11 protein-coding genes and 1 pseudogene are annotated in these 10,856 nt (G+C 38.2%); 8 read left to right on the forward strand and 4 right to left on the reverse strand.

Going from position 1 to position 10,856, the window contains the following annotated elements; translation table 11 throughout:
* Positions 1 to 1,068 precede the first annotated feature (1,068 nt).
* The 3 genes from F7734_RS39210 (at position 1,069) to F7734_RS62405 (ending at position 4,084) form a co-directional block, all read left to right on the forward strand.
* The gene (locus F7734_RS39210) at positions 1,069 to 2,349 is read left to right on the forward strand and encodes a class I SAM-dependent methyltransferase (protein ID WP_155749841.1); all 1,281 of its coding nucleotides are present in this window, start codon (positions 1,069 to 1,071) and stop codon (positions 2,347 to 2,349) included.
* A 62-nt stretch (positions 2,350 to 2,411) separates the two neighbouring features.
* On the forward strand, positions 2,412 to 3,263 hold the full coding sequence (locus F7734_RS39215) for a glucose-1-phosphate cytidylyltransferase (RefSeq protein WP_155749842.1): 852 nt from the start codon (positions 2,412 to 2,414) through the stop codon (positions 3,261 to 3,263).
* A gap of 467 nt (positions 3,264 to 3,730) precedes the next feature.
* Positions 3,731 to 4,084, forward strand: coding sequence for a hypothetical protein (locus tag F7734_RS62405; RefSeq protein ID WP_207714321.1), 354 nt, complete (start codon positions 3,731 to 3,733; stop codon positions 4,082 to 4,084).
* A 148-nt stretch (positions 4,085 to 4,232) separates the two neighbouring features.
* Here F7734_RS62405 and F7734_RS39225 read toward each other — a convergent pair whose 3' ends face one another.
* Positions 4,233 to 5,561, reverse strand: a complete 1,329-nt coding sequence (locus F7734_RS39225; RefSeq protein WP_155749843.1) for a DUF4910 domain-containing protein — start codon at positions 5,559 to 5,561, stop codon at positions 4,233 to 4,235.
* A 269-nt stretch (positions 5,562 to 5,830) separates the two neighbouring features.
* Entirely contained in the window at positions 5,831 to 6,103 is a 273-nt protein-coding gene (locus F7734_RS39230) for a hypothetical protein (RefSeq protein WP_207714322.1), read from the reverse strand.
* A gap of 180 nt (positions 6,104 to 6,283) precedes the next feature.
* On the opposite strand from F7734_RS39230, the gene F7734_RS39235 reads away from it, so the two are divergent.
* The 4 genes and pseudogenes from F7734_RS39235 (at position 6,284) to F7734_RS39250 (ending at position 8,322) form a co-directional block, all read left to right on the forward strand.
* Complete coding sequence (locus tag F7734_RS39235; protein ID WP_155749851.1) at positions 6,284 to 6,838, forward strand: GNAT family N-acetyltransferase; 555 nt, start codon at positions 6,284 to 6,286, stop codon at positions 6,836 to 6,838.
* A 94-nt stretch (positions 6,839 to 6,932) separates the two neighbouring features.
* Positions 6,933 to 7,470: pseudogene (locus tag F7734_RS39240) on the forward strand (hypothetical protein).
* Positions 7,471 to 7,506: 36 nt separating this feature from the next.
* Positions 7,507 to 7,878 (forward strand): hypothetical protein, encoded by a 372-nt coding sequence (locus F7734_RS39245; RefSeq protein ID WP_155749845.1) that lies wholly within the window; start codon positions 7,507 to 7,509, stop codon positions 7,876 to 7,878.
* Positions 7,879 to 8,076: 198 nt separating this feature from the next.
* Positions 8,077 to 8,322 (forward strand): hypothetical protein, encoded by a 246-nt coding sequence (locus tag F7734_RS39250; protein ID WP_155749846.1) that lies wholly within the window; start codon positions 8,077 to 8,079, stop codon positions 8,320 to 8,322.
* A 325-nt stretch (positions 8,323 to 8,647) separates the two neighbouring features.
* Here the strand turns inward: F7734_RS39250 and F7734_RS39255 are convergent, their stop codons facing one another.
* A complete protein-coding gene (locus F7734_RS39255; RefSeq protein WP_155749847.1) occupies positions 8,648 to 9,670 on the reverse strand; it encodes a sulfate/molybdate ABC transporter ATP-binding protein in 1,023 nt (340 codons plus the stop codon).
* 74 nt (positions 9,671 to 9,744) lie between these two features.
* On the opposite strand from F7734_RS39255, the gene F7734_RS39260 reads away from it, so the two are divergent.
* Positions 9,745 to 10,332, forward strand: coding sequence for a Crp/Fnr family transcriptional regulator (locus F7734_RS39260; protein ID WP_155749848.1), 588 nt, complete (start codon positions 9,745 to 9,747; stop codon positions 10,330 to 10,332).
* A gap of 89 nt (positions 10,333 to 10,421) precedes the next feature.
* Here F7734_RS39260 and F7734_RS39265 read toward each other — a convergent pair whose 3' ends face one another.
* Positions 10,422 to 10,700: an NIL domain-containing protein gene (locus F7734_RS39265; protein WP_155749849.1), complete on the reverse strand. Its 279-nt coding sequence runs from the start codon at positions 10,698 to 10,700 to the stop codon at positions 10,422 to 10,424.
* Positions 10,701 to 10,856: the final 156 nt, after the last annotated feature.

The following is a 10,856-nucleotide window of genomic DNA, read 5'->3' on the forward strand; positions in this document are numbered from 1 at the left end:
ATACCTAAGAGGATGTTTGGAAATTTAGGTATAAATTTCTATTATAGATATTAACTTATTTTTATTTCAATATAGATATTAACTTATTTTTATTTCAATATGTTGATGCCTCCTACAGAATCCTCAAAAAATTTAATCAAGTACTTTTCCTACTTTTCCTACTTTACAAAAATCAATTTTTAAATCAGTAAATAAGTTGGCATAAATAATCATTACTAGAGTGGTTTTTAGTTGGATGCAATACAATAACCGCAATGTTTAAACCAACTAAAAACGTCATTTACACTAACATCTTCAAGTGCTGCTATAGTCCCCATATCTAAATCTGAATTTGATGACATCTACCTTAAGTCTTATTGGAATGCGTTCTCTTAAACAGTCAACCACTTCATACAACATTTCAGTGTCAGTTAAAACTAGGGGGCTTGCTGTAATAACCAACTCAATACTCCTCATTCACATCTTTTGTTTTATATAAGTAGAAATTTTACAAAAATTCATATTTAAGTGCGAGAAGCAGATTTTGGTACTAGATTTCGCATTGCTTCATCTATTTATTGATTAAATTTTCTTATAGAAAAAACAATAAGAATAAAAAAATAGTTCATAATACAGTAAAAAAGTCTGATTTGGAGTCGGTTTCTTAGAAAAATTGCAAAAGTATCAGGCATAAACAGACTCAAGTTGTACAACTTATACGTTAAGTCATACATTTTGTGGAACGCGATCGCAAACAGGTCAGTTGCATACTATGATTTATCGAACTGCGATCGCAGTATGATGTCATATTCGGATAAATATGTGTACTACGTTTGTAGTTGTGATGTATGCGCTAAAGCGCAACTACAAACCAAATTAATTTATCTGTAACTATGTTCGATATTTTACTCACGCCAAACTAATATAAGTAATACAAAATTCAAAAAGAGGAAACGAGTGCGTGCTCAAACACCATTCCTATTGAGTGTATGCACATCCAAAGGCGTGGTAGCTTGAAGTTTTTCCCGCCAACAAAATCGCGAGCAGTTGCTCTATCTGGTTACTTACAATATTTAAAGAAGCTAATAAATGATTAAAACAACTTTGGAGTCCTACGTAGATAATGGTAAAACCCTGAATCGCGGTTGCTGTCGATTTTGTGGGGTTGCATTAAAGCACACTTTTGTTGATTTGGGAATGTCACCGCTTTGTGAAAGCTACGTGTCGCTCGAACAGCTAAACCAGATGGAGCCTTTTTATCCGCTACACGTATGTGTATGCGATCGCTGTTTTTTAGTTCAACTGCAGGAATATGTCAGTCCCCAAGACATCTTCAGCGAGTATGCTTACTTCTCGTCTTACTCGGACTCTTGGCTACAACACGCCAAAAATTATACCGAAAAGGTAATAGCGCAATTTGGATTGCACGCCTCAAGTCAAGTTGTGGAAATCGCTAGTAACGATGGTTACTTATTGCAATACTTTCTTGAAAAGAATATACCTGTTCTAGGCATAGAACCAGCAGCTAATGTTGCTGAGGTAGCTATCAAAAAAGGTATTTCTACAGTTGTCAAGTTTTTTGGAAAAAGCACAGCATCTGAATTGGTTGCTAGCGGTAAGCAAGCAGATTTATTGATAGGTAATAATGTACTGGCTCATGTACCTGATATCAATGATTTTGTTGGAGGCGCTAAAATACTACTTAAACCTCAAGGTATCATTACCATGGAGTTTCCCCATTTAATGCGACTTATTGAGGAGAATCAGTTTGACACTATTTATCACGAACACTTCTCTTATTTATCATTGCTGACAGTCGAGAAGATTTTTGCACATCATGGTTTAACAATCTTTGATGTAGAAGAACTGTCAACTCATGGTGGTTCTCTAAGAATTTATGCAAAACAAGCAGAAGATACTTCTAAACCTATTAGTCCACGGGTTATAGAACTAAGAGCTAAGGAAGAAGCTGCTGGATTTACCAACATCAAAAATTATTTCTCATTTGGTGAAAAAGTTAAGGAAACCAAATTCAAACTTTTAGAATTTTTAATTTTGGCTAAACGACAGGGAAAAACAATTGCAGGTTACGGCGCTCCTGGCAAAGGTAACACACTTTTGAATTATTGTGGAATTAGAGAAGATTTCATTGATTACACCGTAGATCGCAACCCATACAAACAAGGGAAATTCTTACCAGGAACTCATATACCAATCTTCCATCCAGACAAAATTCGAGAAACAAAACCTGATTATTTACTAATTTTACCTTGGAATTTGAAAAACGAAATCATGTCGCAGATGGCGTTTGTACGTGATTGGGGTTGTAAATTTATCGTGCCGATTCCTGAAGTTAATGTCTATTCTTGACTCAATTAGGAATCAACTCACAACGACTTGAAATTTCATCATAAAAAAGAAGGACAATTACGATGAAAGTAGTTTTATTTTGCGGTGGGTTAGGAACAAGATTAAGAGATTTTTTTGCCAATGTTCCCAAACCCATGGTTAATATTGGCTACAGACCAATATTATGGCATGTCATGAAATATTATGCCCACTACGGACACAAAGATTTTATTTTGTGTCTCGGTTATAAAGCAGACGTCATTAAGAATTACTTTCTCAATTATGATGAGTGTATTTCCAATGATTTTACTTTACAGGAGGGAGGCAAAAAAATTCAACTTCTCAATAGTGATATTGAAGATTGGAAAATTACTTTTGTCGATACCGGTTTGACTTCAAATATTGGTCAAAGGTTTAAGGCTGTTGAAAAATACTTAGAAGGTGAAGAGGTATTTTTAGCAAACTATAGCGACGGTTTAACAGATTTATATCTACCTGACATAATTGAAGACTTTCACAAACATAACAAAATAGCTAGCTTTCTGTGCGTCAAACCATCGCAAAGTTTCCATTTAGTTTCAATGGAAGAAAATGGCTTGGTCAGTGACATCCAAAGTGTTCAACAAGCGGGTATTAGGATTAATGGAGGTTTCTTTGTATTTAAGAAAGATATTTTTAAATATATCGAACCCGGAGAAGAATTAGTGAATGAACCATTTCAAAGATTAATTAATTTAAAACAGCTAGTTGCTTATAAATACAGTGGCTTTTGGGCTTGTATGGATACATTCAAAGAGCAACAGCAGTTAGATGATATGTATTGTCAAGGTAACGCTCCTTGGGCTGTATGGGATCTTGAAAAGAAAGCAAAATCTTTGGATTACCGTCGGAGTCACCATGTTGCTAATGGTTCTACATCATTAAAATTGGCTTAACTCAAAATTTTGATGGGCTGTCACCTCGTTCCCAGCCTCAGGCTGGGAATGCCTTATGGGAGGCTCCGCCTCCTGTGCTCTACCATAGAAAGTAGGTTGGGCTAAAGTCCACCAGCCCTTCCACAAGGAAGGTGCAAGAGTCAGTCAATAATAACGATTCAGCAATATGCTTAAATTTAATTTTGAACAAAAAAATAACTCAAGTTATAAAGTTTTGTGTTTGGGAGCGCATTGCGATGATATAGAAATTGGTTGTGGAGGTACAATCTTAAGACTGATAGAAAGTTACCCGAATCTTGTGTTTTATTGGGTTGTCTTTAGTTCTAACATACAAAGAGAGAAAGAAGCTTACTCATAGTGCTAATAAGTTTTTAGAAAAAGTTTCAGAAAAAAAAATATATCATCAAACAATTCCAAGACGGTTTTTTTCCTTTCATAGGAATTGAAATTAAACAATTTTTCGAGAATTGAAGCGAGATTATCATCCAGATTTAATTCTGACTCATTCCCGTCACGATCTGCATCAAGACCATCGCTTAATTTCTGATTTTACCTGGAATACATTTAGAAATCATTTAATATTAGAATATGAAATACCTAAGTATGATGGAGATTTAGGAAATCCTAATTTTTTTGTTCATTTAACTGAAAACATTTGCAAAGACAAAATCAACTATATTCTTGACAGCTTTCCATCGCAAAACCAGAAACAATGGTTTACAGAAGAAACATTTTTATCAATTCTGAGATTGCGAGGAATTGAATCTAATGCGCCTCATAAGTACGCGGAAGCTTTTTATTGCCGTAAAGTAGTTTTTTAAGCTCAGAGCCCCCCCACCTCGTTCCCAGCCTGAGGCTGGGAATGCCTTACCGGAGGCTCCGCCTCCCGTCTCGATCCAACTTGGCGAGGCAGAGCCTCGCTGTCTGCGTTCCCAGCCTGAGGCTGGGAACGAGAGAGTACCAGGGGATCTAGTTTTTTAACTCAGAACATTCTTTTAATAAATTGAACTGCAACAATGTATCTGCTGTTTTCTTAATCAAATCAAACTCTAAACCTGATTTTTCCGAAATATCTAGCAGTGTGTGCTCGCCATCAGACAAATTTAAAATCCACAACATAGCCATTTCATTTTTTTTGGTATCCGTCTGCCCGCCGATGGCACTATATAGTCCTCTTTTCCCCAACTGCGGCTCACATTTAGGGTTTTGATTTAAGTATTTTTTATTGTTCTCTATAATCTGCAAAACTGACAAAATTTTTGAGAATGAATCAGCAAGATATTGAGGTTTTACCAGATCCAAATTGTCTGCCGATGTGTGATATTGGGGATAAGTACCGTGAGGCGATCGCATAAAACAACCCACGGGAAGATTAAATCCTGGAGAGCAAAATTGCCGTTCATCATAACCGTAAGGAGAAAACTCCAGAATTTCATAATCTTGATTGGAGTGTTTCAACATATGAATAACGGCTTTATCAATATCGGCATTACCTCGACGGCTTTTTTTGTAGTGCGACTTTCCCGGATCGCCCACACAAGTTACAACCAAACCATGTTTAATTTTGTCAACATTCGCTTCATTTAAAGCAAGCCAGGTAATGGAACCAATAGTTCCGGGAATAAAGAGAAAACGATAGGAGTAAGAAGGGGAAAGTTGGCTGAGATGTTTGGCTAAGAATGTTGCTAATGCTATACCGGAAAGATTGTCATTACAAAGAGATGGGTGGCAGATGTGACATGAAATCAGAACCTCATCTGCTTTTTCACCTCTAATGTAATACTCCCCGTAAGTTAAATGACCATTTTCTAAAGAAGAATCAATGTAAACTTCATACTCTTCTTCCTTTAAGTTTAATAGTTGGTTATGACTGAGACAAAAACCCCAGTTCTCTTTATAGTAAGAAGTTCTATAAGGAATCCAATCAGGGCGATCGCGTAATGTAAAAAGATGTCCCTGTAAATCCTTTAAAGGCATTTTTTCATGAATATTTACGCTGTAATTAACTACGTGGAGATTTGATCGATCAAAATCTATAATTTTTTCTCCTTGAGAATTTTTAATATAAGCATCTTTTATATTCCACTCTTTAGGAACAGTCCAATCAAAGACTTGAGTTCCTGTGGGTATATTATGCATAACTAGGGGAATATATTTGTGAATAATCTCCAGTGTTTTCCGTAAGCCATCGCCAGTGATACTACGACAAATAGGATACAAATCTGATATTAATTTGTACATTTGATAGCTAATATCATTAACGCTAATATTGTTGTTTATATCAGTATTTGTACTCATATTACTAGGTGGATTCTATAAAATATATAGATGTAGATTTTACAACATTATTACGCTGGCATTCATTGGTATTTTTTTTGATCTACTCCCCCAAATTCTAGTAGTCCACCACTTAAAACTTCATACCACCTCGATCCGGTGCCTCAGGCTGGGAATGCCTTAAGGGAGGCTCCGCCTCCTGTACTCTACCTGGCGTGCGAACGAGACATGGTGGGCTTTAGCCCTACATACTTAACATTTTTTATATATAAATTAGGATTGCTATATACTTAATGTTTTCCCTTGTTTGACATTTCTTTACAAAATAGAGCAAGAGGTATTGGGTGAGGTGGGATTGTCAGGTGTTGCGGTAGGTCATCCTCATCGCTAAAATCATCAAAGTCGTCATCGAACTCCGATTCCTCGTCTTCAAGCTCATCCTCAAAGTCGTCATCCTCCTCAACTTGGCTAATTTTTCGAGGTGGTTTGTTGTGACTACTTCTAGAAGTTTTCTCTGTTGGTTTCCCGGCTGGAGGGAGAACTTTGACTTCTTCTTCTGTCATGGCAACGCGAGTAAAGATCTCAGCACAGATCGCCTGCTGGAAGTTGCAACAGTATTGTATACTTTTTACCAAACGTTAAAACTTATGTACGCAACTGCAAAATGTATTGGATTTCCCTAATTTTGGATAATCCTTTCCTCTTGTAGCTCTGTGTCTGTTAATGCACATGATTTAGGTGTAATGGGAACGAAAATAGAATTAATTCGCGGTCAAGATAGCATGACCGTAGAAGCATATTTAGTAGAATTGGCACAAAAACACGTTAACGACTATGTTTTGTTGTGGAAAGAACAATTAAGATTGTACGGACAAGAAGATAAGTTTTGGGACTGGGAGTTTAAACTGCGGTTCATCATTAGCAGACAAGAGAACCGCGAAGGCTATGCAATTGAGTACGAAGGCGAAACCCAGGGTTTAATGCTGATCGAAACTCAGTTGCATGGTTCGCGGTTTACAGAGGGGAAAAGGCTGATATACGTTGAAGGTATTGCCTCAGCTCCTTGGAACAGACAATTTATTCAACGTCCGCCGAAATTAAAAGGCGTTGGTACTGCACTTTTGGCGTTTGCAAGAACTCGCAGTATAGAACTAGGTTACGAGGGGAGAGTTGGGTTACATTCTTTACCAGGAGCCGAAGAATTTTATGAAAATCAAGGTATGATTGATTTGGGTGAAGACGAAGATTATGACTACCTAATTTATTTTGAGTATGGAGTTCGTCGTTTCCCTGGATAATTTAGCGGCATTAGGTGATAAGTTACCAAGGAATACCATACAACTTATCTAATTGTCTCTATTGTATAGATGATAGAAGTAACAGATGTAAGTGATGAGTCAGCAAAAACCACCAAACAATCAATCCACCCCTAACCAGGACAACGCGATAAATCCGATGGATTTGTTGAAAGATGAAGAATGGTTGAGAAAAGCAATCGAGGCTGAGGACAAAGTAGGTGGTAACATAGGCGCGGGATTAGATTGGGGAACTGCTTTTGGCGAATTGATGCTTAATCTTGAACTATTGGGACGTTTAAAAACGTTACGTATTTCTTTAAATAGAGAAGTACGGTTGCTACTTAATAATTGGAATTTAGGAACAGCTACCATAGTTGCAGTAAAAACTGCATTCATAGAAACTGCTTCAAAGATTAAGATTACCTACATCAGATGTCAGAGAACGCATACTCGCTGTCTTGGAAATGGATGAACTTTATTGTGAAGAATTCATTTGCGATCGACAGATACTACGAGAACTAGTAGGCGTTTTGCTGACACAAGAAGATTGGGAAACTATTGCCGCAGTTGCAGCAGATTCGTTAAAAGCACAAATTATGCAGCAAGTTTCTTTTGAGAAAATTTCGGCGTAGATAAGACATAGGGGAGCAGCTCTTGTACCAGGTACATTGTTACAAGAGCGATCGCGGGCAATTCCTAGCAACCTCACCCTCGACATCGGGCTAGATCCATCGCTAGGACAAGAGATAGAACAAGCACTTCAAGCACTTCAATCTATCAAACGCATTCAAGCAGTGCCGTTATCACAACAAGAAGTGCAGTATATTTTAAGTCGAATTACCAAACCCTATTATCAGCAATTGCAAAAGCTGAAGGTAAAAAATATACCCCAAATTGGCAGCATTGCGCTATTTTCTCCCGCACAAGATTTAATTCCTGGTTCAGCCGGAACCTCTATAGAAAAAGTAACGGATGCTATCAAGCGATTGCAAGCCAAACTCAAATCTTTACTAGAGCGCCGGTCCAGTAGAAGTACTTGACCTAAAACGCAAGATATGCGTGTTGTTCAAATTGGGGATTTTAGTATTCGGTCTTTATGCGTTCGCGTAGCGTCTCCGAAGGAGAATCGCTAAAAATCTGACCCAAATATTTCACCGAAAATCGGGGTTTTACCCCACCCCACATAATTTAGTTTTTGTCAACATATATTAGTGGACCGACGCTCTAGTACAACACCGTTGACAAAAGCCATCCAATTATTACAGACTTTAGCAGCCGAGAAACCTGAACACCGAGGAATTCCTGTAAATTTGGACAAAGAACCAGCAGAGGCGATCGCTAGTTTATTAGATGATTTAGATAAGGGTAGTCGTGGTGGTGGGACAAGTGCGTTCACCGAAGGTATCAGCCAAATTGACACACAACAGATAGCAGCGTTGTCTATCAGCTTTGAGGTGCTTTCAGGACAGCAGAATACAAGTTAAAGTCGTCTATAACTCTACGTAATCTTATGATGAGAACTTGTATTTAGAAAAGCCATAATTTCAACCCCCCTTAATATTGAAAAACTATGCCCCTCCAAAGAATTTTCTTTAGGACAAATAAGAAAGTACTGCTCTTGCTCGTGCTATTGGTTTTGGGGTTTGAACTACCACTTCTAGCTTCTCAATCAATACAAAATTTTAACTCTCATATTCAAACTTTCTGCCCTCTGCCCTCAGCATAGCTGCCTTTTTTTGTGCCATTCTCTTTATGGGTGGGGAGTGCCTGGTAGTGGTGGGCAGTGCCCACCCTACGTGTAATTTAATATCAACTCATAGCATAAGCTGGGAAGACTTTTGCCTGCTTGGGTTTAACATATACTTGCTGTCCTTCCTTTATATTGAGCCGTTCGAACTGCTCGCGAGATAAGTAAGCAATGACTGGTTCTCCAGACTGAAGAAGCAACTCAACCCGAATTTCCCAACCTAAGTTAATAATTCGGTATACCTTAGCCGATACAGAATTTTCTGCTGTAGCACTTGTTGCGATCGCAATATCATGGGGTCGTAAGAAGACTTGATGGCTTGATGGAGTGGCAAAATCTTTATTTGCCACAATACCAGCGTTACTGGGAAGAATATTAACCGGACCAATAAAGCTCATGACAAAAGGTGTGGCTGGATGGTCGTAAATCTCAACAGGTGTACCCATTTGCTCTACCCGACCTTTATTCATGACTACGATTTGATCGGAAACTTCCATCGCTTCCTCTTGGTCGTGGGTCACAAATACGGTTGTCACATGTACCTCTTCATGCAGTTTTCTCAACCACATTCTTAATTCCTTGCGGACTTTCGCATCCAACGCCCCAAATGGTTCATCTAAAAGCAATATTCTTGGCTGCACTGCTAGTGCTCTTGCTAAGGCTACTCTCTGACGTTGACCTCCAGAAAGTTGTGAAGGATAGCGTTCTCCAAAACCCGCTAGTTGAACTAATTCCAAAAGTTCTGCAACTCTATCCTGAATTCTATTTTTAGGGAACTTGCGAATTTCAAGTGGAAAGGCAATGTTCTGACGCACTGTCATGTGCTTAAATAAAGCATAGTGCTGAAATACAAACCCTATCTGACGTTCTTGTACTGATTTGTAAGTGGCATCCTCTCCAACCAACCAAACATGACCGGAATCAGGTACTTCCAATCCGGCTATCATCCGCAGTAAAGTTGATTTTCCCGACCCAGATGGACCTAAAAGAGCCACTAAAGACCCTGTTTTAACTTCCAAACTTACATTGTCCACGGCATAGAAAGAGCCGTACTGTTTAGTTACATTTTCAACTGCAATTCCCATAGCGATCTCCTTCAAAAAATTGATATAGTTATAAACTACGGTTTTTTTATCGGAAAAAGGTAATTAGAACAACAATGTCTATTTCATCACATTTTCCCAATTCATCTAGTCAAACCACTAGATACAGCTTTAAGACTCGCTCCTCTCTACCCCTAAAAGAGAATAGTTTGTGGAAAATTGAAACAGGAGTGGTGAGGGTTGTTACTTGGCATGAAGACGGTACACTTGTCACCTTAGGAATTTGGGGACCGGGAGATATTGTCAGCCAAGCGTTTTCTAAAGTCGATCCCTATCAAATAGAGTGTTTGACCAAAGTAGAAGCAGTAGTGTTACCTTTGGATGGGTGGTTCCCTCTCACACAGGTATTGCTGGCTCACATTCAACAAGCAGAAGAACTGATGATAATTCGCAGTCATAAAACAGTGGAAGTTATGGTTGTTAAGTTGCTGACTTGGTTAGCTAAAAAATTTGGTCGTGAAGTCGCATCCGGAAATCTCATTGATTTACGCCTCACTCATCAAGACATTGCGGATATGCTCAATTCAACTCGCGTAACGATTACTCGTATCCTTACCCAGTTAGAAGAACAGGGTTTAATTCATCGTCTTCCCCTACATAGAATTGTCTTGAAAGAAGAAGAACTTTGGCATTACGAAATCTAGGCAAACAGTGTTGAATCATGAGTTTATCCATCGCTATGTTTTGATTTTGTAATAAATTGAAAGCCATTCGCGTTTCAGCGATGACTGACTTAGCAGTACCAACTATCTCCACCTGTATGAGGTTTCCCCTCAATTTTCAGATTTAGAGATTCTAAGTAATTCAAACCCTGCCAAAGTTGTGGCACAGTTCCATGAATTTCTAGGTCAAATCGTCCCTCTCCATTTGTGTGTTTTCCCAGCATCGCTCCTGTAATGTTAACAACTAAGCCGTGACTGGAAATTAGTCGAGAAATGACAGGTTCTTCCTTATAAAAGGGAGGAATATGCAAACGCAAGCGAACTTTTGTGGTACTGCTACTTTTAAACATAGTTACTAATAATTCATCAACTCCGAATTATGAATTCTCCCAATTTGAAAGTGAAATTTAGTTCGGATAAAGCTTTCCCAATCCAAAATCCAAAATCCAAAATCCAAAATCCAAAATCCAAAATCCAAAATCCAAATTCCAAAATCCAAAATCCAA

The organism is Scytonema sp. UIC 10036 (assembly GCF_009725235.1).

Bases quoted from the DNA above. Each gene is read 5' to 3' on its own strand.
- F7734_RS39265 (WP_155749849.1), bottom strand. From the start codon at position 10,700: ATGTTTAAAAGTAGCAGTACCACAAAAGTTCGCTTGCGTTTGCATATT.
- F7734_RS39225 (WP_155749843.1), bottom strand. From the start codon at position 5,561: ATGAGTACAAATACTGATATAAACAACAATATTAGCGTTAATGATATT.
- F7734_RS39215 (WP_155749842.1), top strand. From the start codon at position 2,412: ATGAAAGTAGTTTTATTTTGCGGTGGGTTAGGAACAAGATTAAGAGAT.
- F7734_RS39210 (WP_155749841.1), top strand. From the start codon at position 1,069: ATGATTAAAACAACTTTGGAGTCCTACGTAGATAATGGTAAAACCCTG.
- F7734_RS39230 (WP_207714322.1), bottom strand. From the start codon at position 6,103: ATGACAGAAGAAGAAGTCAAAGTTCTCCCTCCAGCCGGGAAACCAACA.
- F7734_RS39255 (WP_155749847.1), bottom strand. From the start codon at position 9,670: ATGGGAATTGCAGTTGAAAATGTAACTAAACAGTACGGCTCTTTCTAT.
- F7734_RS39260 (WP_155749848.1), top strand. From the start codon at position 9,745: ATGTCTATTTCATCACATTTTCCCAATTCATCTAGTCAAACCACTAGA.
- F7734_RS39235 (WP_155749851.1), top strand. From the start codon at position 6,284: ATGGGAACGAAAATAGAATTAATTCGCGGTCAAGATAGCATGACCGTA.